At 58.6% G+C, this 24,412-nt stretch carries 22 protein-coding genes; 6 read left to right on the top strand and 16 right to left on the bottom strand.

Going from position 1 to position 24,412, the window contains the following annotated elements; translation table 11 throughout:
- Positions 1-86: 86 nt before the first annotated feature.
- On the bottom strand, positions 87-1,160 hold the full coding sequence (locus tag LOY38_RS21135; protein WP_258696891.1) for an AI-2E family transporter: 1,074 nt from the start codon (positions 1,158-1,160) through the stop codon (positions 87-89).
- Positions 1,161-1,190: 30 nt separating this feature from the next.
- Positions 1,191-2,246 carry a DUF2066 domain-containing protein gene (locus tag LOY38_RS21140; RefSeq protein ID WP_258696892.1) on the bottom strand — a complete coding sequence of 352 codons (1,056 nt, stop codon included), beginning with the start codon at positions 2,244-2,246 and terminating at the stop codon, positions 1,191-1,193.
- A 375-nt stretch (positions 2,247-2,621) separates the two neighbouring features.
- Between LOY38_RS21140 and purM the strand changes: the two genes are divergently transcribed.
- The 3 genes from purM to LOY38_RS21155 are packed head-to-tail and all read left to right on the top strand — an operon-like array spanning position 2,622 to position 5,052.
- Positions 2,622-3,680, top strand: coding sequence for a phosphoribosylformylglycinamidine cyclo-ligase (purM, locus tag LOY38_RS21145; RefSeq protein ID WP_007936066.1), 1,059 nt, complete (start codon positions 2,622-2,624; stop codon positions 3,678-3,680).
- Positions 3,680-4,330, top strand: coding sequence for a phosphoribosylglycinamide formyltransferase (gene purN / locus LOY38_RS21150; RefSeq protein WP_258696893.1), 651 nt, complete (start codon positions 3,680-3,682; stop codon positions 4,328-4,330). Before purM ends, purN begins: the two co-directional genes overlap by 1 nt.
- 8 nt (positions 4,331-4,338) lie before the next feature.
- Positions 4,339-5,052 (top strand): DUF3108 domain-containing protein, encoded by a 714-nt coding sequence (locus LOY38_RS21155; protein WP_258696894.1) that lies wholly within the window; start codon positions 4,339-4,341, stop codon positions 5,050-5,052.
- Between the two features lie 69 nt (positions 5,053-5,121).
- Here the strand turns inward: LOY38_RS21155 and LOY38_RS21160 are convergent, their stop codons facing one another.
- Entirely contained in the window at positions 5,122-5,586 is a 465-nt protein-coding gene (locus LOY38_RS21160) for a DUF3859 domain-containing protein (protein WP_258696895.1), read from the bottom strand.
- A 214-nt stretch (positions 5,587-5,800) separates the two neighbouring features.
- On the opposite strand from LOY38_RS21160, the gene LOY38_RS21165 reads away from it, so the two are divergent.
- A complete protein-coding gene (locus LOY38_RS21165) occupies positions 5,801-6,217 on the top strand; it encodes an OsmC family protein (protein WP_258696896.1) in 417 nt (138 codons plus the stop codon).
- Positions 6,218-6,281: 64 nt separating this feature from the next.
- Positions 6,282-7,169: a pirin family protein gene (locus LOY38_RS21170; RefSeq protein ID WP_258696897.1), complete on the top strand. Its 888-nt coding sequence runs from the start codon at positions 6,282-6,284 to the stop codon at positions 7,167-7,169.
- Between the two features lie 150 nt (positions 7,170-7,319).
- Here the strand turns inward: LOY38_RS21170 and htpG are convergent, their stop codons facing one another.
- From htpG to LOY38_RS21185, 3 genes are all read right to left on the bottom strand, one after another.
- Positions 7,320-9,224, bottom strand: coding sequence for a molecular chaperone HtpG (htpG, locus tag LOY38_RS21175; RefSeq protein ID WP_258696898.1), 1,905 nt, complete (start codon positions 9,222-9,224; stop codon positions 7,320-7,322).
- A gap of 81 nt (positions 9,225-9,305) precedes the next feature.
- On the bottom strand, positions 9,306-9,758 hold the full coding sequence (locus LOY38_RS21180) for a PaaI family thioesterase (protein ID WP_258696899.1): 453 nt from the start codon (positions 9,756-9,758) through the stop codon (positions 9,306-9,308).
- On the bottom strand, positions 9,755-10,231 hold the full coding sequence (locus tag LOY38_RS21185; protein WP_258696900.1) for a PaaI family thioesterase: 477 nt from the start codon (positions 10,229-10,231) through the stop codon (positions 9,755-9,757). The genes LOY38_RS21180 and LOY38_RS21185 overlap by 4 nt, the downstream gene beginning before the upstream one ends.
- Before the next feature lie 157 nt (positions 10,232-10,388).
- Here LOY38_RS21185 and LOY38_RS21190 point away from each other — a divergent pair, with 157 nt between their 5' ends.
- On the top strand, positions 10,389-10,634 hold the full coding sequence (locus LOY38_RS21190) for a hypothetical protein (RefSeq protein ID WP_123496139.1): 246 nt from the start codon (positions 10,389-10,391) through the stop codon (positions 10,632-10,634).
- A 77-nt stretch (positions 10,635-10,711) separates the two neighbouring features.
- On the opposite strand, the gene LOY38_RS21195 is transcribed toward LOY38_RS21190, so the two are convergent.
- The 10 genes from LOY38_RS21195 to sdhA all read right to left on the bottom strand — a co-directional run bounded on the left by LOY38_RS21195 (position 10,712) and on the right by sdhA (position 24,412).
- On the bottom strand, positions 10,712-11,113 hold the full coding sequence (locus LOY38_RS21195; protein ID WP_258696901.1) for an MAPEG family protein: 402 nt from the start codon (positions 11,111-11,113) through the stop codon (positions 10,712-10,714).
- The gene (locus LOY38_RS21200) at positions 11,113-11,850 is read right to left on the bottom strand and encodes a DUF599 domain-containing protein (protein ID WP_007936050.1); all 738 of its coding nucleotides are present in this window, start codon (positions 11,848-11,850) and stop codon (positions 11,113-11,115) included. Before LOY38_RS21200 ends, LOY38_RS21195 begins: the two co-directional genes overlap by 1 nt.
- Before the next feature lie 227 nt (positions 11,851-12,077).
- Positions 12,078-13,391, bottom strand: a complete 1,314-nt coding sequence (gene brnQ / locus LOY38_RS21205) for a branched-chain amino acid transport system II carrier protein (RefSeq protein ID WP_258696902.1) — start codon at positions 13,389-13,391, stop codon at positions 12,078-12,080.
- Between the two features lie 384 nt (positions 13,392-13,775).
- On the bottom strand, positions 13,776-14,657 hold the full coding sequence (sucD, locus tag LOY38_RS21210) for a succinate--CoA ligase subunit alpha (RefSeq protein ID WP_007919877.1): 882 nt from the start codon (positions 14,655-14,657) through the stop codon (positions 13,776-13,778).
- On the bottom strand, positions 14,657-15,823 hold the full coding sequence (gene sucC, locus LOY38_RS21215) for an ADP-forming succinate--CoA ligase subunit beta (protein ID WP_007919879.1): 1,167 nt from the start codon (positions 15,821-15,823) through the stop codon (positions 14,657-14,659). The genes sucD and sucC overlap by 1 nt, the downstream gene beginning before the upstream one ends.
- Positions 15,824-16,019: 196 nt before the next feature.
- Positions 16,020-17,456 (bottom strand): dihydrolipoyl dehydrogenase, encoded by a 1,437-nt coding sequence (gene lpdA, locus LOY38_RS21220; protein WP_258696903.1) that lies wholly within the window; start codon positions 17,454-17,456, stop codon positions 16,020-16,022.
- A gap of 110 nt (positions 17,457-17,566) precedes the next feature.
- Positions 17,567-18,787 (bottom strand): 2-oxoglutarate dehydrogenase complex dihydrolipoyllysine-residue succinyltransferase, encoded by a 1,221-nt coding sequence (odhB, locus tag LOY38_RS21225; RefSeq protein WP_258696904.1) that lies wholly within the window; start codon positions 18,785-18,787, stop codon positions 17,567-17,569.
- 42 nt (positions 18,788-18,829) lie between these two features.
- Positions 18,830-21,661, bottom strand: coding sequence for a 2-oxoglutarate dehydrogenase E1 component (locus LOY38_RS21230; RefSeq protein WP_258696905.1), 2,832 nt, complete (start codon positions 21,659-21,661; stop codon positions 18,830-18,832).
- Between the two features lie 262 nt (positions 21,662-21,923).
- Positions 21,924-22,628: a succinate dehydrogenase iron-sulfur subunit gene (locus tag LOY38_RS21235; protein ID WP_018925107.1), complete on the bottom strand. Its 705-nt coding sequence runs from the start codon at positions 22,626-22,628 to the stop codon at positions 21,924-21,926.
- Between the two features lie 11 nt (positions 22,629-22,639).
- The gene (sdhA, locus tag LOY38_RS21240) at positions 22,640-24,412 is read right to left on the bottom strand and encodes a succinate dehydrogenase flavoprotein subunit (RefSeq protein ID WP_258696906.1); all 1,773 of its coding nucleotides are present in this window, start codon (positions 24,410-24,412) and stop codon (positions 22,640-22,642) included.

Here is a 24,412-nt window from a genome sequence, read left to right on the forward strand (position 1 = left end):
TTTGGCGGCGCATGTGACAGCCGCGCGAGGGAGGCGGGCAAACCTGGCATGAAACCAGGATGCCCGCTACGAGCGATCAAAAAGCCTTACTGCCCAGACTCGTCGACACCGCCATAGATATCCGAATCCTTGTACAAATCATGCACGTGGCGCACAAGCACCATGATCACCGCCGCCACCGGCAATGCCAGCAGCACACCGGTAAAACCGAACAGTTCGCCGCCGGCCAGGATGGCGAAGATCACCGCCACCGGATGCAAACCGATCCGATCCCCCACCAGCAACGGCGTCAGGACCATGCCTTCCAGTGCCTGGCCGACCATGAACACCGCGACGATACCGATCATGGGGTACAGATCGCCCCCGAACTGGAACAGACCGGCAATCAATGCCGCGCCAATCCCGATGACGAACCCCATGTACGGCACGATCGCCGCCAGACCGGCGATCAGACCGATCAACAACCCCAACTCCAACCCGACGATCATCAAGCCTGAGGCATAGATCACACCCAGCGCCAGCATCACCAGCAACTGCCCACGCACGAACGCTCCAAGCACTTCATGGCATTCCCCGGCCAGGGACATGACGCGCTCTTCACGATCACGCGGCAGCAGGCTACGGATCTTGGCCATCATCAGGTCCCAGTCCCGCAGCAGATAAAAACTCACCACCGGGATCAGCACCAGATTGGCCAGCCAGCCAATCAGCGCAAGGCCTGAGGCCGTCGCCTGACTCAGCACCACGCCGACAATGTCGCTGGTCTGGCCCATGTGCTCGCTGATCGCCGCCTTGAGCTTGTCGAACTTCCAGAAGCCCTCCGACAAACCCAACTTCGATTGCGCCCACGGCAACGCGGTGTGCTGCAACCAGTCGAGCATCTGCGGCGCCAGTTCATACAGGCGAAACAGCTGCTTGGCGAGCATCGGCACCAACACCAACAGCAGCGTGGTAAGGATCAACGTGAACAAGGCGAACACCGCCACCACGCCCCAGGTCCGCGACAGACCGAACTTCTCCAGCCGATCCACCAGCGGGTCGAACAGATAAGCCAACAGCAGCGCCACCAGGAACGGCGTCAGGATCGGATGCAACAGGTAAACAAACGCGCAAAGCAGGACCACCCCACCAAGCCAGAACCAACGCCGCGTATCGGCCATGTACCACTCCTGCTTCTATATAAAGAAAAACTACCAGCGAAAACGTAACTGCGGCGTAGGTGCCGGGCCTGGCGCTGCGGCCGGCGCCGAACCAGCAGCCACGGGAACAGGTGCCGTGGGTGCCGGGGCCTGACCGGCCGGAACTTCCTGCAATTTCGCCAGGGACAACTGAGCTCGCAGCTGATCGGCACTGCCGTTGACGCGATAAAGCACGCGGTCGCCATCGACACTCAGCAAACGCGCGCCAAAAGGCTCCAGCAAACGCCCGAGCGTGGCATAACGCTCCAGATTCATTCCCTGCACTTCCAGCAATTGCTCGCCGGACGCACCCGGTTTAGCGACGAAACGCGACGCCAGACGCTCGCTGACCGCCAGCATCACCGCATCGGCCACGGCGGCGGCATCGGCGCCCTGCACGCTACCGGCCTCTTTCTGATCGCCCAACCACAGACGCCACTTGGCTTGCCATTGGCCACCCTCTTCACGGGCATGCACCGCCAGCAAGGCGTCGGCATTGTAACGGTCGGAGGCGCCCTGCAGCGGCGCAGGGTCAGCACTTTCCAGATTCGGCGCGGTAGCGACGATCTGTTCATTCAGGTCCGCCAGCGGCAAACGCAGCGGCAGGCCACGGTGTTGAGCCGCCCGACGCAGGGGCGCAGCGCTGGCCTGACCATCGCCCACCAGGCTCGAGCCTTCGGCGGAGTCGTTCAACCACCAGCCGAGGATCGACGGCCGATTGGCACCCCACACGGCCAACCCGGCACGGCGCAAGGCCTGTTCGGTGGTGGCCGGATCGAAATCGACTTTCAGCACCTCCGGCGGCCCGGCGTCGTAACCGAACTGACTGATGATTTGCTGAGGCTCTTTGCGCACGGCCGCCAGACCGGGGCTTTGCGCCGCCCTGGGGTCGCCGGTCAGGCGCAACACCAACGTATCCAGCGCCCGCTGAGTCGCCTGATCGCGCTCCTCCGGCGTCTGGCCGCTGACGGGCTCGCGCACTTGATAGAGGCCTTTGACGGTTTCGGCATGGCTGGTCAGGCTGACCACGGCTAAACAGCCCACGAACAAGAATTTAAGAAAACGCATGAAAGATTCCTGACGACAAGAGCGGCTGGAACAGACCGCATGAACTAGGCTGTGACCACACGCCCAAGCAAAACATTCACCCGATCCCGGTAAGTTTTCGTACTGTCATAACGATAGACGGTTAACGTCGATACCTTATACAGCCATGTGGGACGCCACCAACACGGGCAGTATCGATTTTTTTTAACGCAATATGCCCCTGCCCGTCGGCACGAGGATGGCCGCTGCCCCTCAAGCCTGATAAAATCGCGCGCCTTCGCAGACCGGCAACAGCCGGGCGCCCTGAAATTCGCGTACGGCAATTGCCCTTCGCCAGCTTCAGTGGCCCCACTGGACTCGGTCGTTACCCCTGAATCCCCCCTAAAGGCCTGGATCATGAGCAAGCAACCCTCCCTGAGCTACAAGGACGCCGGTGTAGACATCGACGCCGGTGAAGCATTGGTCGAACGCATCAAGAGCGTCGCCAAGCGCACTGCGCGCCCGGAAGTCATGGGCGGCCTGGGCGGTTTCGGCGCCCTCTGCGAAATCCCGGCCGGTTACAAGCAACCGGTGCTGGTCTCGGGCACTGACGGCGTCGGTACCAAGCTGCGCCTGGCGCTGAACCTGAACAAACACGACAGCATCGGCATCGACCTGGTTGCCATGTGCGTGAATGACCTGGTGGTGTGCGGCGCAGAGCCGCTGTTCTTCCTCGACTACTACGCCACCGGCAAACTGAACGTCGACACCGCCGCACAAGTTGTGACCGGCATCGGCGCAGGCTGCGAACTGTCCGGCTGCTCCCTGGTCGGCGGCGAAACCGCTGAAATGCCAGGTATGTACGAAGGTGAAGACTACGACCTGGCCGGTTTCTGCGTCGGCGTCGTGGAAAAATCCGAAATCATCGACGGTTCGAAAGTCGCTGCCGGCGATGCCCTGCTCGCCCTGCCGTCTTCCGGCCCGCACTCCAACGGCTACTCGCTGATCCGCAAGATCATCGAAGTGTCGGGTTCCGACATCGAGAACATCCAGCTCGACGGCAAACCGCTGACCGACCTGCTGATGGCCCCGACCCGTATCTACGTGAAGCCGCTGCTCAAGCTGATCAAAGACACCGGTGCCGTCAAAGCCATGGCCCACATCACCGGTGGCGGCCTGCTGGACAACATCCCGCGCGTACTGCCAAAAGGCGCTCAAGCGGTAGTTGACGTTGCGAGCTGGACCCGCCCGGCGGTGTTCGACTGGCTGCAAGAGAAAGGCAACGTCGACGAAACCGAAATGCACCGTGTGCTGAACTGCGGCGTCGGCATGGTTATCTGCGTGGCTCAAGAGCACGTCGAAACCGCCCTGAACGTCCTGCGTGAAGCCGGCGAGCAGCCTTGGGTCATCGGTCAGATCGCCACCGCTGCCGAAGGCGCGGCTCAGGTCGAACTGAAGAACCTTAAGGCGCACTGATGTCCGCCACCTGTGATGTCGTGGTGCTGCTCTCCGGCACCGGCAGTAACTTGCAGGCCTTGATCGACAGCACGCGGACCGGCGAAAGCCCGGTTCGCATCGCTGCGGTGATTTCCAACCGCGCCGACGCCTACGGCCTGCTACGCGCCAGGGACGCGGGTATCGACACCCGCACCCTGGATCACAAGGCGTTCGAAGGTCGCGAGGCCTTCGATGCCGCGCTGATCGAACTGATCGACGCCTTCAACCCCAAACTCGTGGTACTGGCCGGCTTCATGCGCATTCTCAGCGCTGACTTCGTGCGCCACTATCAGGGTCGCCTGCTTAATATCCATCCCTCGCTGCTGCCCAAATACAAAGGGTTACACACCCATCAGCGCGCGCTGGAGGCCGGCGACACGGAACACGGCTGCTCCGTGCACTTCGTCACCGAGGAACTCGATGGCGGACCACTGGTCGTACAGGCAGTAATACCGGTAGAGTTGCACGATTCGCCGCAGAGTCTGGCGCAGCGAGTCCACACCCAGGAACACCTGATCTACCCGATGGCCGTACGCTGGTTTGCCGAAGGTCGTTTATCGCTTGGCGAACAAGGTGCTTTACTGGACGGACAGTTACTCGCGGCCAGCGGCCACTTGATTCGAACCTAGGAGATTTTATGCGTCGTGCCCTGCTCTTCGCTTGCGCTCTGCTCGCCCTGCCGTTTGCGCAGGCCGCAGACCTTCAACCCTTCTCCGCCAGCTACACCGCCGACTGGAAGCAGTTGCCCATGAGCGGCACCGCCGAACGCAGCCTGACCAAGGAAGCCAACGGCATCTGGAAACTCAGTTTCAAGGCGTCGATGATGATCGCCAGCCTGACCGAAGAAAGCACCCTCACCCTGGACAAGGACACGCTGCTGCCACAGTCCTACCACTTCGAACGCGGTGGCCTGGGCAAGGCCAAAAAGGCTGATCTGGACTTCGACTGGACCAACAAGATGGTCACCGGCACCGATCGCGGTGACGCCGTCAAGCTCCCGCTCAACCGCGGAATGGTCGACAAGTCCACCTATCAGCTGGCGCTGCAGCATGACGTGGCCGCCGGCAAGAAAAGCATGAGCTATCAGGTCGTCGATGACGGCGAAGTCGATACCTACGACTTCCGCGTGCTGGGTTCGGAGAAAGTCGACACCAAGGCTGGCCAGATCGATGCGATCAAGGTCGAGCGCGTGCGCGATCCGACACAAAGCAAGCGCATCACCGTGCTGTGGTTCGCCAAGGATTGGGATTACCTGCTGGTCCGTCTGCAACAGGTCGAAACCGACGGCAAGGAGTACAACATCATGCTCCTCGACGGTACGGTCAACGGCAAGACGGTGAAAGGCAGCTGATCCGCAACGACATGAAAGCCCCGCAAACGCGGGGCTTTTTTTCGTCTGGCGTTTCGTTGAGCGGAGCGATCAGCGCACTGTAAAGCGTTGCTGAGCCAGCAGACGATCGCCCTGGAACACCATGAAACGCCATTCACCAGGAACGACTTCGTGACTTTCAGTGAACTCGAAGGCCATCAGGTCCAGCGGAGCGCCTGGCACCAGTTTCTGAATCACTTCCAGTTTGTCGTGACGCACACCATCCGGGGTGCGGATGCCCGGCGTGAAATAGAGCAAAGTCAGCGGCTCACCTTCGGCGACTTTGCCGGCCAACTGGTAACGCATACCGAATTTTGTGCCCAGTTTCGCCGGGACGATTTCGGTCTGCTGAATCTGTTCATTGCTGCGGCGCAAAACTCGCTCGCCCGATTGCAGTTCGGCTTTCGCGCTGGCGAACACGCCGTATTCCACCGAACCTTCGACGCGGACTTCGGCACTGGCCAGAGCACTGACGAACATCAACGTGGCCAGGGCAGTTAAACGGGTGAGGTGCATGGTGCGCTCCTTGATTGAGATGAGCGCGAGGGTATGACGCGGGGGTGACAAGACGATGACAACCTTGAGTTCCGCGCAATCCTGTGGGAGCGAGGCTTGCCCCTCGCGGTCAAATCACCCGGCAAGAAAGTGGAACGCTAACGTGAAGGAATTCTCTATAACTTCAGGGTCTTTTTTGATCGAATGACTTTTCCTGTTGCCTACGAGGTTTCCCATGACCGTTACCGTCAATACCGTCTCCGCCGAAGGTTTTCGTCACAGCGTCCAGATCGATGACCATGAACTGTTTGCCGATGTACCCAAGTCGTCCGGCGGCGAAGGCACGGCACCCGAGCCACACGACTACTTCGATGCAGCCCTCGGTGCCTGCAAGGCCCTGACACTGAAACTGTATGCGAAGAAGAAGGACATCCCACTGACCGGCGTCGGGGTTGAGGTCAAGCGCGACAACAGTGAAGAGCAGAAAGGCAAATACGTCCTGCACGTCAAACTCACGCTCAAGGGCGTACTCACCGACGCCCAGCGCGAAGAGCTGCACCGCGTGGCCGACCGCTGCCCGGTACACAAGCTGATGACCACCTCCGAGGTCAGCATCGAGACTCATCTGTCGGAAGGCGCCTTCAGCCAATAGCGGCAAGGGCTGCGCAAGCGGGTTATGCTCACGGCGTCACCCGCTCAGCCTGGAATGCAGCACCATGAACACTCCGCTCGTGATCCGTCCCCGCGCCGAAGATGTCGAAGGCCAGCCGATTCTTCGGACGCTGCCGTCAGCCAAATGCCGCAACGTCGGACCTTTTGTGTTTTTCGACCACATGCTCGAAACCCGTTATCCACCGGGTAAAGGCATGAACATCCGCCAGCATCCGCACATCGGCCTGTCCACCCTGACCTACCTGTTCGAAGGGCAAATCCAGCACAAGGACAGCCTCGGTTCCGATCAACTGGTGAATGCCGGCGATGTCAGCTGGATGACCGCCGGCAGTGCGATTGCCCACATCGAACGCACGCCCGACGCATTGAAGGACAGCGGCGGTACGATGCACGGCTTACAGATCTGGCTGGCGTCACCCAAGGACCGTGAACACGGTCCGGGACACTACAGCCACCATCCGGCAACCACGCTGCCCGTCAGCGATAACCTTGGCGTGAAGATACGGATGATCGCCGGATCAGGCTTTTGCCTCGAGTCGCCGGTCCCAGTGCTTTCTCCTACGCTATATGCCGAATTGAACCTGCAAACGGCAACCACGCTGCTGATTCCCACCGAGCATGAAGAACGGGCACTGTATGTGCTGAGCGGTGAGGTGCAACTGGACGGCGAACTGCTGGAACCGCACTCGCTGGTGGTGTTGCCGGTCGGGGAAGAAATGACGTTGTTCGCCGAGAGTGACTGCCATGCCGTGCTGTTTGGCGGAGCGCCATTGGATGGGCCGCGACGGATCAACTGGAATTTCGTGGCCAGCGATCCGGCATTGATCGATGAAGCACGTCGACACTGGGCTGCCGGGGAGTGGCCGACAGTGCCGGGGGAAAGTGAGCGGATTGAGCTGCCGAAACACCGAAGCCCGCCAACTCCCTTGTAATTGATCGGCTGGTCGTTCCCATGCTCTGCGTGGGGATGCAGCCCGTGACGCTCCGCGTCACTGGACGCGGAGCGTCCCTAGAGGCATTCCCACGCAGAGCGTAGGAACGATCAAAAAACCCGCCGAAGCGGGTTTTTTTCTACAACGCGGTTAAACCGACAGTTCAACCAACAGCTTGTTCAAACGGCGCACATACGCGGCCGGGTCTTTCAAGCTGTCGCCGGCCGCCAGGGCCGCCTGATCGAACAGGATGTGCGACAGATCGCCGAAGCGCTCGTCGCTCTGCTCGTTGTCGAGTTTCTCGATCAGCGGGTGAGCCGGATTGAATTCGAAGATCGGCTTCGAATCCGGAACCTTCTGACCACTGGCTTCCAGGATCTGACGCATTTGCAGGCCCAGGTCCTGCTCGCCGATCGCCAGAATCGCCGGGGAATCGGTCAGACGGTGGGAAACCCGCACCTCAGCAACGGACTCACCCAAAGCGGTCTTGAGACGCTCAACCAGACCTTCTTTGGACTTGGCGACTTCTTCCGCGGCTTTCTTGTCTTCTTCCGAGTCCAGGTTGCCGAGGTCCAGGTCACCGCGTGCCACGTCGACGAAGCTCTTGCCGTCGAAGTCGCTGAGGTAGCTCATCAGCCACTCGTCGATGCGGTCGGTCAGCAGCAGCACTTCGATGCCTTTCTTGCGGAAGACTTCCAGGTGCGGGCTGTTTTTGACTTGCGCGTAGGTTTCGCCAGTCAGGTAGTAGATCTTGTCCTGACCTTCCTTGGCACGGGCCAGGTAGTCGGCCAGACCCACAACCTGCTCGCCGTCGTCGCCCTGAGTGGACGCGAAGCGCAGCAGACCGGCAATTTTTTCTTTGTTGGCGAAATCTTCTGCCGGGCCTTCTTTCATGACCTGACCGAAGTTCTTCCAGAAGCCTTTGTATTGCTCAGGCTCGTTCTTCGCCAGTTTTTCCAGCATGTCCAGAACGCGCTTGGTCAGCGCCGATTTCATGGTGTCGATGATCGGGTCTTTCTGCAGGATTTCCCGCGACACGTTCAGCGACAGGTCGTTGGAGTCGACCACGCCTTTGATGAAGCGCAGGTACAGCGGCAGGAACGACTCGGCCTGATCCATGACGAACACACGCTGCACATACAGCTTCAGGCCTTTTGGCGCTTCACGCTGGTACAGATCGAACGGAGCACGGGTCGGTACATAAAGCAGCGAGGTGTACTCGAGCTTGCCTTCGACCTTGTTATGGCTCCAGCTCAGCGGGTTCTCGAAATCGTGAGCAACGTGTTTGTAGAACTCCTGGTATTCCTCATCCTTCACTTCAGTGCGAGGGCGAGTCCACAGGGCGCTGGCGCGGTTGACGGTTTCCCACTCAAGCGCAGGCTCCTCTTCGCCTTCGGCGGCTGCCACTTCTTTCGGCAACTCGATCGGCAAGGCGATGTGGTCGGAGTACTTCTTGATGACGTTGCGCAGACGCCAGCCATCAGCGAACTCGTCTTCACCAGACTTCAGGTGCAGGACGATGCGAGTACCACGGTCGGCTTTCTCGACGGTGGCGATTTCGAATTCGCCTTCGCCCTTGGACGACCAGTGCACACCTTCGCTGGCAGCAAGGCCGGCACGGCGGCTGAATACGTCAACTTTATCGGCGACGATGAAGGCCGAATAGAAACCGACACCGAATTGACCGATCAGGTGCGAGTCTTTTTTCTGATCGCCAGACAGGTGCTTCATGAAATCGGCAGTGCCGGACTTGGCGATGGTGCCCAGATGGGTGACCGCATCCTCACGGCTCATGCCGATGCCGTTGTCTTCGAGGGTGACGGTTTTAGCGTCCTTGTCGAAGCTCACACGGATTTTCAGTTCAGCGCCGCCTTCCAGCAACTCAGGCCTGGCCAGCGCTTCAAAGCGTAATTTATCGACAGCGTCAGAGGCGTTCGAGATCAATTCGCGAAGGAAGATTTCCTTGTTGGAATACAGCGAATGGATCATGAGGTGCAGCAGTTGCTTCACCTCGGTCTGGAAGCCCAGGGTTTCCTTTTGAGTTTCCACACTCATGGTCATCAAACTCCAATCAGATGGCAGTGGCCGCGACCTTGAGGGTCGGCGGCGGGTTGTCATCAAAGTTGGGGGCTTAGATCAGGATTTCAAGGGCTCTTCGATTTTGAAGTGGGCCCGGGCCGTGGCAATGGGCTCGGCTTCAGTGCTTTGCCAGGCGGTAATCGCCACGTTTGCCACCCGGCGCCCCTGTCGGCAAACCAGGCATCGGGCCCAGGTATCGCGAAATTGCCCCGCGCGCAGGTAGTCGAGGGAAAAGTCGATAATCTTCGGCACGCCGGGCGAACCGGTGAAAATCAACAGGTGCAGCGCCGCCGAAAGCTCCATGAACCCGGCAATCACCCCGCCATGAATCGCCGGCAATAAAGGGTTACCAATGTTGTCCTTGTTGGCCGGCAGACGAAACAGCAGCTCATCTCCTACCCGCGAACATTCGACGCCGATCAGCTCGGCGTAAGGAATCAGCTGCAACAGCGCTGTGTAGTCCCCCTGCGCATGAGCCTGTTGGAGTTGCTCCTTGAACGTGTCGGTCATTTCGCACCTCCAGCAATGACACCACCAAAGCCCTTGGTGCCTTTGACGCCCTTGCCCATGCGCATAAAGGTGCCCACCACGTGGGCGATGGGCTGTTCGGGGTCGTCCTGATAGGCAAAACCGCGCGCGAAGATCACGTCGGTGGTCACTCGGTAACATTGGGCGAAGCCGTACACGTCCTTGTGCGGCTCAGCGGCGTGCATGTAGTCGATGCGCAAGTCGAGCGTCGGACAGACTTCGAACTTGGGCAGCACGCAAAGGGTGGCCATGCCGCAGGCGGTGTCCATCAGTGAGGTCAGCGCACCGCCATGAATCACCCCGGTTTGCGGGTTGCCAACGATTTGCGGGCTGTACGGCAGAATCACCGTCAGCCCTTCGCTGCTGGCACTGTGAACGCGCATTCCGAGAACCTGACAATGCCGCAATGCCGACAGGAATCGCGTCGCACGCTCAAAAACGGGGTTTTCGGCCATTTGATAAAACTCTTCTTAGTATCCAGACAAAGTAGCAGGCTAGTGGGCAAAAGTTCCGTGGCAAAACAAACATATATATCTGTGTGAACTGAGGAACTTAACCCTGATCACCGCGCTCGAAAGGCCAGTAGATATTTTCCATCAGGAGAAACACCCCATGCGTAAGACTTTAGCTATTGCCTTGATGTTGACCGCTTCCCTCGGTCTCGCTGCTTGCGATAAAAAATCCGAGGACAAAGCTCAAGATGCTAACCAACATGCCGAGCAAGCTCAGGAAAAAATGAGCGAAGCTCAGGATAAAGTGAACGAGGCAGCAAAAGAAAACGCCGAAGCTGCCAAAGCTCAGGCCGAATCGAACGCAGCAGCGACAAAAGAAGCCGCGCCAGAAGCACCTAAAAACTAAAAGCGTTTTTAGTGATAAAAGAAAACCCGCCAAGTGCGGGTTTTCTTTTATCGGCGGCTTTTGTTTGCAATGCAGTATTAGATCAAAATCGTCCTAAAAGTCGGACTAATCATCAGCAACAACGAACACACTAAACCCACGAACCACACCAGACTGCGCTGCCAGGCCAGATCTGCCCAATAGCACAGCAAGTAAATGATGCGTGTGATCACGAAGATGATTGCCAGCGTATCGATCAGCCACCCCGCCGTCTGCGTGGTGTGCGCCATCAACACCCCAACCGCAAATATTATGAACGCCTCGAAACTGTTCTGGTGGGCCGCCAATGCACGAGCACCGAAGCCTGTAAGTTGCGCCTGTTGCTGGCGCGGCAGGTGATTGTTGTAACCGCCCTGCGCGCTCATGGCCTTGGCCACTGGCATGCGCGCCACGAAAATCAACAAGGCGCTGATAAACACACACCAGAACGGAATACTCATCAAGCCGCCTCTTTGTTCAGCTCAGGCAATGGCGCCTCTGTAGGGGTATAGACCATCACGTCAAGAACGTCGGAGTGAAACTCGCGGCGATACAACACAAACACGACACCGGCGCTCATCAACATGAACAACCAGGGGCTGACAAACCACGCCAACATGGTCATGCCGAAGTAATAGGAACGCAGACCGAAGTTGAACTGGTTGGCCGCCATGGAAATGACACGAGCGGCTCGGGAAGCAAAGGCTTTACGCTCTTGCTCGGACACATGGCGCTCACCAATCATCGGTGCCGAGCCCACAAGAATGGCCGCAAAGTTGTACTGACGCATGCACCAGCTGAACGTAAAGAACGCATAGACAAACACCAGCGCCAGACACAACAGCTTGATCTCCGACATGCCTTGGGAGGCCTGTTGCACCATCGGGATATCCGCCAGCAATGACACAGCTCTTTCGGACGCGCCCAATACCGTGAGGATGCCGGCCAGGATAATCAACGTACTGGAAGCGAAGAACGAGGCGTTGCGCTCAAGGTTGCCGATCACGCTGGCATCGGCAATGCGGTTGTCGCGCAACAGCATGCGGCGCATCCAGTCTTCACGATACAGGTGCAGCACACTGGCCAGGCATGCAGTGTCACGGCCCTTCCATGTCGCGTAACGGGTGTAGCCACCCCAGCAGACGACAAACCAGAGCGCGGCGAGGATATGGATCAGATTAGCGTGGATGAACGACATGCAGTTCCTTGTGAGATCAGTGTGAAATACCGGGATCCTGTGGGAGCGGGCTTGCTCGCGAAAGCGGACTTCCAGTCAACATCGCTATTGAATGTTAAGCCCTCTTCGCGAGCAAGCCCGCTCCCACATTTGATCTTCGCACGCCCATAAAAAATGCCCCGTATCGATTGATACGAGGCATTTCAATTTGCAGCTCAAAGCCCGCTTGTGGCGAGCCATGAAGCAGTTTAAGCCAGCGCTTCTTCGCGCTTGCCCAGCAGACGGTCGCAGACCACGGCGACCGCCAGGGTCATGACCGACGGCACCAGCCACGCCAGCCCCTGCTCGCTCAGCGGCAGGTGAGCCAGTTGCGTCGGCATCCAGTCGGCCAGACCGGCGCCTTTGAGGGCGTCGATCAGGCCGAAGATGAACGACACCAGCATCACCGGACCGACGATGCGGCCCTGCTCATGCCAGAAGTCCTTGCAGAAGCTCAGGGCGACCAGGGCGATGCACGGCGGGTAGATGGCGGTCAGCACCGGGATCGAGAACGCGATCAGCTTGGTGAGGCCCAGGTTGGACACCAACAGGGAGAACGCAGCCAGGATGATCACCAGCGTCTTGTAGGACAGCGGCAATACACCGCTGAAGTATTCGGCACAGGCGCAGGTCAGACCGACCGCTGTCACCAGGCAGGCCAGGGAGATCAGCACCGCGAGGAAACCGCTGCCCAGGGAGCCGAAGGTGTGCTGCACGTACGCGTGCAATACCGCCGCGCCGTTGGTAGCACCGGCGGCCACTTCATGGCTGCCCGAACCGAGCCGGAACAGACTGACGTAAACCAGCGCCAGACCCACGCCGGCAATCAGCCCGGCAATGATCGCGTAACGGGTGATCAACACCGGCGAATCCACGCCACGAGAGCGGATCGCATTGACGATGACAATGCCAAATACCAATGCGCCCAGGGTATCCATAGTCAGGTAACCATTGATGAAGCCCTGGGAGAACGGTGCTGCCACGTATTCAGGGGTGGCCACGCCGATGTCGCCAGCCGGCAGCGCGAACGCCGCGATACCGAGAACGGCCAGGGCGATGATCTTCAGCGGTGCGAGGAACCGTCCTACGGTGTCCAGCAGACGGCCTGGATAGAGCGAGATGAAGAACACCAGCAGGAAGTACACCGAGCTATAGAGAAACAGCGCCAGCGGGCTCTCGCCAGTCAGCGGCGCCAGACCTACTTCGAACGACACGGTCGCGGTGCGCGGCGTCGCGAACAACGGGCCGACAGCCAGGTAGCACGCGGCTGCCAGCAGGCCGCCGGCGATTTTACCGATCGGGCTGCTCAAGGCATCCATTGCGCCGCCGACCTTGGCCAGGGCGACAACGGTGATCACCGGCAGACCGACTGCGGTGATCAGGAAACCCAGCGCCGCCATCCAGACATTAGGCCCGGACTGCAAACCGACGATAGGCGGGAAAATGATGTTGCCGGCCCCGACGAACAGGGCAAACGTCATAAAACCCAGTGCCAGGATGTCCTGGCCTTTCAACACTTTCATTAAGGAAATACCACACTACTGAATCGGAATTTAGAGAGGGATTTCCCTTATGGGTGAGGGAAATGCTGTCGATCCGTATAGGACCGACCCGTTTAGCGCGTCGCTGCCTTGTGGGCCGCGGACGCAAAAATGGCTGCTAGCCTAACGAATTTGTCTGACAAACGCACTATTACAGGGCGAACTATCCGATACGCGACATTTCAATGTCGCGCTTACATATCTAATTTTCCTTGAAAATCAAAAGATCGCAGCCTTCGGCAGCTCCTACATGGCATCGCATTCACTGTAGGAGCTGCCGAAGGCTGCGATCTTTTGATCTTCAGAAACAACAAAGGCCACCCGAAGGTGGCCTTTGTCTGGTGAAGCGTCAGTTAAGCCCGAGGCTTACTTGACGGCCCAACCGGTCAGCTCGGCCAGGGCCTTGCCGATGTCTGCCAGCGAACGCACGGTTTTAACACCTGCGTCTTGCAGTGCAGCGAATTTCTCGTCTGCAGTGCCTTTGCCGCCAGAGATGATTGCGCCAGCATGGCCCATGCGCTTGCCCGGAGGAGCAGTCACACCAGCGATGTAGGAAACAACCGGCTTGGTCACGTGTGCCTTGATGTAGGCAGCCGCTTCTTCTTCAGCCGAACCGCCGATCTCGCCGATCATGACGATCGCTTCGGTCTTCGGGTCTTCCTGGAACAGCTTCAGGATGTCGATGAAGTTCGAACCCGGGATCGGGTCACCACCGATGCCGACGCAAGTCGACTGACCGAAACCAGCGTCAGTAGTCTGCTTCACAGCTTCGTAGGTCAGGGTGCCGGAACGGGAAACGATACCGACCTTGCCTGGCAAGTGAATGTGACCTGGCATGATGCCGATCTTGCATTCGCCTGGAGTGATCACGCCTGGGCAGTTAGGACCGATCAGGACTACGCCCAGCTCGTCGCACTTGACCTTGGCATCCAGCATGTCCAGGGTAGGAATGCCTTCGGTGATGCAAACGATCAGCTTGATGCCGCCGAATGCTGCTTCCAGGATGGAGTCCTTGCAGAAAGGAGCTGGAACGTAGATCACGCTGGCGGTGGCGCCAGTGGCTGCTACAGCGTCTTTCACGGTGTTGAACACTGGCAGACCCAGGTGCTCGGTGCCGCCTTTACCAGGAGTTACACCACCGACCATCTTGGTGCCGTACTCGATGGCTTGCTGGGTGTGGAAACTACCTTGCGAACCGGTAATGCCCTGGCAGATAACTTTGGTGTCTTTATTGATCAGGACGCTCATTATTTGCCCTCCGCAGCTTTAACGACTTGTTGAGCAGCGTCGGTCAGGCTGGTAGCAGCGATGATGTTCAAACCGCTTTCTGCCAGTACTTTAGCGCCCAGCTCAGCGTTGTTGCCTTCAAGGCGAACAACAACCGGGATTTTCACGCCGACTTCTTTCACGGCGCCGATGATGCCTTCGGCAATCATGTCGCAACGAACGATGCCGCCGAAGATGTTGACCAGTACTGCAGCGACGTTAGTGTCGGACAGGATGATCTTGAACGCTTCGGTAACGCGTTCTTTGGTAGCACCGCCGCCCACGTCGAGGAAGTTGGCTGGTTTGCCGCCATGCAGGTTGACGATGTCCATGGTACCCATGGCCAGGCCAGCACCGTTGACCATGCAACCGATGTTGCCTTCCAGTGCCACGTAGTTCAGTTCGAACTTGGCAGCGTGCGCTTCGCGCGGATCGTCTTGCGACGGATCGTGGAAAGTCTTCAGCTTAGGCTGACGGTACATGGCGTTGGCGTCGATGTTGATCTTGGCATCGAGGCAATGCAGATCGCCGTCAGCCTTGATCACCAGCGGGTTCACTTCCAGCAGAGCCAGGTCGTGATCCTTGAACAGCTTGGCCAGACCTACGAAGATCTTGGCGAACTGAGCGACTTGCTTGCCTTCCAGACCCAGCTGGAATGCCAGCTCGCGACCCTGGAATGGCTGAGCGCCAACCAGTGGATCGATAGTGGCCTTGAGGATTTTCTCAGGGGTGTCGTGAGCGATTTTCTCGATGTCCACGCCACCTTCGGTGGAAGCCATGAACACGATGCGACGGCTCGAACGGTCAACGACAGCGCCCAGGTACAGCTCTTTAGCGATATCAGTGCACGACTCAACCAGGATCTTGGTGACTGGCTGACCATTGGCGTCAGTCTGGTAAGTCACCAGACGCTTGCCCAGCCACTGCTGTGCGAAGGCTTTGGCGTCTTCTTTGCTGCGAACCAGCTTGACGCCGCCCGCTTTACCGCGACCACCGGCGTGAACCTGGGCTTTGACAACCCATTCGCTGCCGCCGATTTTGTCGCAAGCTTCTGCTGCTGCTTCCGGGGTGTCTACCGCGTAACCGGTGGATACTGGCAGGCCGTACTCAGCGAACAGCTGCTTACCCTGATACTCGTGAAGATTCATGCTTATTACCGTCTTCGTTAGGTACTGCGCATTCGGTGCTGCACTCATTCAAGTGCCGCACCACCTGTGACTGCTGCTTGCGTAACCTTTCCGGGTACCCGGTGCAGCTACGCAAGACTGCGTCCAGCGGACATTCCGCGGTGAGTCTTGCATGCAAGGCTCACGACGGGCCGTACCGCCGTGGTTTCTTATTGTCTTAGCGTTTCTTGCGGTTGGCGATGTGGATGGCGCCGCCATTCACTGCCAACGCAGCTTCGTGCAAGGCTTCAGACAGGGTCGGATGGGAGAAAACCATCATGCCCAAGTCTTCAGCGCTGGTGCCGAATTCCATGCCGATCGCGCCCTGCTGAACCAGTTCTGCGGCGCTCGGGCCAATCACGTGGACACCCAATACGCGGTCAGTCCTGGCATCAGCGATGACCTTGACGAAACCACCGGTATCGTTGGCGGCCATGGCACGGCCAGAGGCTGCGAACGGGAAGGTGCCGACGTTAACTTCTACGCCTTCAGCTTTCAAGGCCTGCTCGGTTTTACCGACCCACGCGATTTCCGGGTGAGTATAAATAACCGAAGGGATCAGGTCATAGTTCATCTGGGCTTTATGGCCCTTGATGCGCTCGACAACCATGATGCCCTCTTCCGAGGCTTTGTGAGCCAGCATCATGCCGCGAACCACGTCACCGATGGCGTAAACGCCCGGTACGGTGGTGGCGCAGTGATCGTCAACGTGCACGAAACCGCGCTCGTCGAGGGTCACGCCGCAATCGGCAGCCAGCAGATCAGTGGTCACCGGACGGCGACCAACGGCTACGATCAGCTTGTCGAAAGTGATGTTCTGTTCGCCGTTGGCATCGGTGTAGTTCACAACGACTTCGTCGCCGTTCACTTTGGAACCGGTCACGCGAGCGCCCAGCTTGATGTCCAGCCCCTGTTTGGTCAGGGTTTTCAGCGCTTCCTTGGAAACAGCGGTGTCCGCTGCCATCAGGAAGGTATCCAGCGCTTCGAGAACGGTGACTTCGGCGCCCAGACGGGACCATACCGAACCCAGTTCCAGACCGATAACACCAGCGCCGATCACACCCAGGCGTTTTGGTACGGATTGGAATTCCAGAGCGCCAGTCGAATCGACGATCACATTCTGGTCGACCGGAGCCGGTGGAATGTCGATCGGACGCGAGCCCGGAGCCAGGATGACGTTTTCGGCTTCGATGACTTCAACCGAACCGTCAGGCTTGGTGACTTCGACTTTCTTGCCGGCCAGCAGTTTGCCGTGGCCCTGGATCGAAGTGACGCCGTTAGCCTTGAACAGGGTGGCAACGCCAGAGGTCAGGCCTTTGACGATGTTGGCTTTACGGCCGACCATTGCTGGTACGTCCATGGTCACGCCAGCGTGGTTGATGCCGTGGATCGCGAAGCCGTCTTGCGCTTCGTGGAACTTCCAGGAGCTGTCCAGCAGCGCCTTGGATGGAATGCAGCCGACGTTCAGGCAAGTACCGCCGAGGGCCAGTTTGCCTTCCTTGTCGGTGTATTTCTCGATGCAGGCAGTGGTGAGGCCCAGTTGCGCTGCTTTAATGGCAGCCACGTAGCCGCCAGGGCCCGCGCCAATCACTACCACGTCGAATTTCTGAGTCATGTGTCATTCCTTCTCGAATCAAACCGGACGGCCCCTTTTGGGGACCGTCGTGGGACGAAGCTGGTCATTACAGAAGGGCCGCCCATCGCTGAACGGCCCGTGCAACGAAATCAGATATCCAGCAGCAAACGAGCCGGGTCTTCCAGCAGGTTCTTGATGGTAACCAGGAAGGTCACAGCTTCTTTGCCATCGATCAGACGGTGATCGTAGGACAGTGCCAGGTACATCATCGGACGGATAACGACTTGACCGTTGATCGCCATAGGACGCTGCAGAATGTTGTGCATGCCCAGGATGGCCGCTTGTGGCGGGTTGACGATCGGGGTCGACATCATCGAACCAAAAGTACCACCATTAGTGATGGTGAAAGTACCGCCGGTCATCTCGTCCATCGACAGTTTGCCGTCACGAGCCTTCTTGCCGAAGGTGGCGATGCCGCCTTCGATTTCAGCCAGGCTCATCAGTTCGGCGTTACGCAGAACCGGAACAACCAGACCGCGGTCGCTGGAAACAGCTACACCGACGTCAGCGTAGCCGTGGTAAACGATGTCAGCACCGTCGATCGACGCGTTGACAGCCGGGAAGCGTTTCAGCGCTTCGGTGGCCGCTTTCACGAAGAACGACATGAAGCCCAGGCGCACACCGTTATGGCTCTTCTCAAAGAGATCCTTGTACTTCGAACGCAACGCCATGACTTCGGTCATGTCGACTTCGTTGAAAGTGGTCAGCATTGCCATGTTCGATTGAGCTTCAACCAGACGCTTGGCGACGGTGGCCCGCACGCGGGTCATCGGTACGCGCTTCTCGATGCGATCGCCGGCAGCGAACACTGGAGCAGCAGCGGCAGGAGCAGCCGCCTTGGCAGGCGCGGCAGCCGGAGCGGCTTTCTTGGCAGCTACAGCGGCAACAACGTCTTCCTTGGTCACACGACCGCCTTTGCCAGTGCCGGCAACGGAAGCGATGTTGATGCCGTTTTCTTCAGCCAGCTTGCGAGCAGCCGGTGCAGCAACAGGATCATCTTCGCCTTCAGCGGCTGGAGCAGCAGCTTGTGCAACGGCCGGAGCAGCGGCGGCAGCTGGAGCGGCAGCTGCGCCGCCTGCTTCGATGGAGCCCAGGACTTCGTCGGACAGAACGGTGTCGCCTTCGTTCTTGACGATAGCGCCCAGCACGCCATCAGCGGTGGCCAACACTTCCAATACGACTTTGTCAGTTTCGATGTCGACGATCAGGTCATCGCGCTTGACGGCGTCGCCCGGTTTTTTGTGCCAGGTGGCAACGGTGCCATCGGCAACCGATTCCGGGAAAGTGGGGGCTTTGATTTCGATAGCCATTATCTGTGGGTCCTTAAATTCGGTTTCAGGTGCGCGAAGGCGTTAAACAGTGAAAGCATCTTGCAGCAGTTGTTCCTGCTGCTCGGCGTGCATCGATGCGTAACCGCAAGCAGGTGCGGCAGACGCCTCACGACCAGCGTATTCCAGGACCAGGCCTTGTTTATGGTTGGTCAGGCTGCGACGCATGTGATGCTGGCTGCTGTACCAGGCGCCCTGGTTCATCGGCTCTTCCTGGCACCAGACCACGTTTTCGAGGTTGGTGTAAGGGGCGAGCGTCTCCATCAGGTCGTCCTCAGGGAACGGATACAGCTGCTCGAGACGCACGATGGCGATGTCTTCACGACCTTCGGCACGGCGTTTTTCCAGCAGGTCATAGTAGACCTTGCCGCTGCACAGGATCATGCGAGTGACCTTTTTCGGGTCAAGTGCATCGATTTCCGGGATAACGGTCTGGAACGAACCTTCGGCCAGATCTTCCAGGGTCGAAATGGCCAGTTTGTGGCGCAACAGCGACTTCGGAGTCAGAACGATCAATGGCTTGCGTAGCGGGCGAATGACCTGACGACGCAGCAAGTGATAGATCTGAGCCGGCGTAGTCGGTACGGCTACCTGAATGTTGTGCTCGGCGCACAGCTGCAGGTAACGCTCCAGACGAGCCGAGGAGTGCTCAGGCCCCTGACCTTCGTAACCGTGCGGCAACAGCATGGTCAGACCGCAGAGACGGCCCCACTTGTGTTCGCCACTGGTGATGAACTGATCGATAACCACCTGGGCACCGTTGGCGAAGTCGCCGAACTGGGCTTCCCAGATCACCAGCGCATCAGGCGTGGTGGTCGAGTAACCGTATTCGAACGCCAGTACGGCTTCTTCGGACAGGAACGAATCGTACAGGTCGAAACGTGGCTGGCCGTTATACAGGTTCTGCAACGGGATGTAGGTGCCCGCGTCTTTCTGGTTGTGCAAGACAGCATGACGGTGCGAGAACGTACCGCGACCGATGTCCTGACCCGTCATGCGAATCGGGTGACCTTCGAACGCCAGGGTCGCGTACGCCATGGTTTCGGCGTAACCCCAGTTGATCGGCAGGCCGCCGGCTTGCATCTTCTGACGGTCTTCGTAGATTTTCGCGACCTGGCGCTGAACCACGAAGCCTTCAGGAATTTCCAGCAGCTTGGCGGACAGTTCCTGCAAGGTTTTCAGATCGAAGCGAGTGTCGTGACGCGCAGTCCAGGCATGGCCCAGATACGGACGCCAGTCCACGAACAGCTCTTTGTTCGGCTCTTTGACCAGACTTTTTACAACATGCAGACCGTTGTCCAGCGCGTTGCGGTATTCGTCGATTTTCGACTGCACACGCTCTGCGTCCAGCACACCGCTCTGGGTCAGGCGATCGGCATACAGCTCACGGGTAGTGCGCTGTTTGGTGATCTGCTGATACATGATCGGCTGGGTACCGCTTGGTTCGTCAGCCTCGTTGTGGCCGCGACGACGGTAGCAGACCAGATCGATCACCACGTCACGCTTGAACTGCATGCGGTAGTCGATGGCCAGCTGGGTCACGAACAATACAGCTTCCGGATCATCACCATTCACATGGAGGATCGGCGCCTGGATCATTTTCGCGACGTCGGTGGCGTACTCGGTGGAACGCGAGTCCAGCGGGTTGCTGATGGTGAAACCGACCTGGTTGTTGATCACGATGTGCACGGTGCCGCCGGTTTTGAAACCGCGGGTCTGCGACATCTGGAAGGTTTCCATGACCACGCCTTGACCTGCGAATGCAGCGTCACCGTGGATGGAGATCGGCAGAACCTTCTCGCCGGTAGGATCGTTACGACGGTCCTGACGGGCGCGAACCGAACCCTCGACCACCGGAGAAACGATTTCCAGGTGAGACGGGTTGAACGCCATGGCCAGGTGAACTTCACCGCCAGCGGTCATCACGTTGGACGAGAAGCCCTGGTGGTATTTAACGTCACCGGAACCCAGCTCGACCTTCTTCTTGCCTTCGAACTCGTCGAACAGCTCGCGCGGGTTCTTGCCGAAGGTGTTGACCAATACGTTCAGACGACCACGGTGGGCCATGCCGATGACGATTTCCTTGGTGCCGTAGGAACCGGAACGCTGGATCAGCTCGTCAAGCATTGGAATCAGGCTTTCGCCGCCTTCCAGACCGAAACGCTTGGTACCCGGGTATTTGGTGCCCAGGTATTTTTCCAGGCCTTCACCGGCGGTCACGCGCTCGAGCAAGTGGCTCTTGATGTCGGCGGAGTACGTCGGACGACCGCGCACGCTTTCCAGACGCTGCTGGAACCACTGGCGCTGCTCGGAATCGGTGATATGCGTAAATTCAGCACCGATGGTGCGGCAATATGTCTGCTGCAACGCTTCGTGAATTTCGCGTAGGCTCGCCTCCTCTTTGCCGATGAACAGGTCGCCGGCACGGAAGGTCGTATCAAGATCGGCATTGGTCAAGCCGTAATGATTGATTGACAGGTCTGCAGGTGCAGGACGCTGCCACAGCCCCAGCGGGTCAAGCTGGGCTGCCTGGTGGCCACGCATACGGTAGGCCTGGATCAATCGCAGCACTTCAACTTGCTTCTTCTCGTGCTCACTGCTCACGCTGCCGGCGGAAACCGGTTGGGCGCGGCGCTGGTTCTTTGCCAGCAAGACGAAATGATCGCGAATTGTGGAGTGCGAAACATCGGTAGCAGTGTTGCCGTCAGCAGGCAACTTCTGGAAGTAGGTGCGCCACTCTTCTGGCACAGCGTTAGGGTCGTGCAGGTAGAGCTCGTAGAGCTCTTCCACATAGGCAGCGTTACTACCGGAAAGGTAGGCGCTGTTCCACATGCGCTGCATCACGCTTTCTTGCATGCTTGGTCACCCTCGGTTAGGGGAACACCACCGGCGTCGACACCGAGCAAACTTGCAGAAGTCCGAATGCAGCGACTAAAACAAGCCACTTAGGATCACGCTGATAGTCCGGGTACCAGCCCGGATGCCCCTGCTTGTCTCATTTCTTCAAAATAAGAGCCGCAGCCTTATGGGCTGCTGCTCAGGTTAAAACTACGGCGCCGGTTGAAGCCTGCGCCGTAGCATCTACGGGTATTGCGGTCCTACGGGTACAGCAGCTGAATCACACGCCGCTTTGCAGCAGCATGTTACGGATGTGACCGATGGCCTTAGTCGGGTTCAGGCCTTTCGGACAAACGTTGACGCAGTTCATGATCCCCCGGCAGCGGAATACGCTGAACGGGTCATCCAGCGAAGCCAGACGCTCGGACGTTTTGGTGTCGCGGCTGTCTGCCAGGAAGCGGTACGCTTGCAGCAGAGCAGCCGGGCCCAGGAACTTGTCCGGGTTCCACCAGAAGGACGGGCACGAAGTCGAGCAGCAAGCGCACAGGATGCACTCGTACAGACCGTCGAGCTTTTCACGCTCTTCTGGGGATTGCAGACGCTCGATGGCCGGAGCCGGCGTGTCGTTCTGCAGGTATGGCTTCACCTTTTCGTATTGCTTGTAGAAGATGCTCATATCGACGACCAGGTCACGGATAACCGGCAAACCTGGCAGCGGACGAACGATCAGCTTGTTACCTTTTACGACGGCAGACAGCGGCGTGATGCACGCCAGACCGTTTTTGCCGTTGATGTTCATGCCGTCGGAACCGCAAACACCTTCACGGCAAGAGCGACGATAGGAGAAACCTTCGTCCTGCTCTTTGATCAGGGCCAGCACGTCCAGCACCATCAGGTCTTTACCACCGGTATCAACCTGGAATTCCTGCATGAACGGCGCAGCGTCCTGATCAGGGTTGTAACGATAAACACTGACTTGCAACATGGCGGCCACCCTTAATAAGTCCGAATCTTAGGTTCAAAAGTCGGAACAGTCTTCGGCGAGAAGTTCACTGCACGCTTGGCAACGCGCTTCTCACCCGGGAAGTACAGGGTGTGGCACAGCCAGTTTTCGTCGTCACGGTCTTCGAAGTCTTCACGGGCGTGAGCACCGCGGGACTCTTTGCGTACTTCTGCAGCGATGGCGGTAGCTTCGGCCACTTCCAGCAGGTTCTGCAGTTCCAGCGCTTCGATACGTGCAGTGTTGAAAGCCTGCGACTTATCGTTGATCTTCACGTTGGCGATGCGCTTGCGCAGGTCAGCCAGCTGGGCAATACCCTTCTGCATGTATTCGCCGGTACGGAATACACCGAAGTAGTTCTGCATGCAGTTCTGCAGCTCGCGACGCAGGGTAGCCACGTCTTCGCCTTCGGTACGGTTGTTCAGAGCGTTCAGACGCGACAGGGCAGCTTCGATATCGGCTTGGGTAGCGTCGTCGTATTCGATGCCGTCGGTCAGCGCCTTTTCCAGGTGCAGGCCGGCAGCGCGGCCGAATACCACCAGGTCGAGCAACGAGTTGCCGCCCAGACGGTTGGCACCGTGAACCGATACGCAAGCCACTTCGCCCACGGCGAACAGACCTGGGATGATGGCGTCGACACCTTCGTCGTTCTGGGTGATTGCCTGGCCATGAATGTTGGTGGCAACGCCGCCCATCATATAGTGGCAGGTCGGAACAACCGGAACCGGAGCGACGACCGGGTCAACGTGCGCAAAAGTTTTCGACAGTTCGCAGATGCCTGGCAGACGGCTGTGCAGCACTTCCTCGCCCAAGTGGTCGAGTTTGAGCATTACGTGGTCGCCATTCGGGCCACAGCCGTTGCCGGCGATGATTTCTTTAACCATCGAACGGGCAACAACATCACGACCTGCAAGGTCTTTGGCGTTCGGAGCATAACGCTCCATGAAACGCTCGCCGTGCTTGTTGATCAGGTAACCACCTTCACCACGGCAACCTTCGGTAACCAGTACACCAGCGCCGGCGATACCGGTCGGGTGGAACTGCCACATTTCGATGTCTTGTACCGGTACGCCAGCACGCAGAGCCATGCCGACGCCGTCACCGGTGTTGATCAGGGCGTTGGTGGTGGACGCATAGATACGACCTGCACCGCCGGTGGCCAGAACGGTAGCCTTGGCACGGATGTAGGTGGTTTCGCCGGTTTCGATGCAGATGGCAATCACACCGACAAAAGCGCCATCCTGGTTTTTCACCAGGTCAACAGCGTAGTACTCGTTCAGGAACGTGGTGCCGGCTTTCAGGTTGCCCTGATAAAGGGTGTGCAGCAGCGCGTGACCGGTACGGTCGGACGCAGCGCAAGTACGGGCAGCCTGGCCACCCTTACCGTAATCCTTCGACTGACCGCCGAACGGACGCTGGTAGATACGACCTTGCTCGGTACGCGAGAATGGCATACCCATGTGGTCCAGCTCGTAAACGGCAGCCGGGCCTTCCTGACACATGTATTCGATCGCGTCCTGGTCACCGATGTAGTCGGAACCCTTGACGGTATCGTACATGTGCCAGCGCCAGTCATCGTTCGGGTCGGCCGACGCGATGGCGCAGGTGATGCCGCCCTGGGCCGATACGGTGTGCGAACGGGTCGGGAAAACCTTGGTGATCACGGCAGTCTTGTGACCGCCTTGTGCCAGTTGCAGCGCAGCGCGCATGCCGGCACCGCCGCCACCAATAATGATGGCGTCGAAAGAAATCGTTGGAATGTTAGCCAT

It is taken from the genome of Pseudomonas sp. B21-015 (assembly GCF_024749285.1).
Taxonomy (GTDB): domain Bacteria; phylum Pseudomonadota; class Gammaproteobacteria; order Pseudomonadales; family Pseudomonadaceae; genus Aquipseudomonas.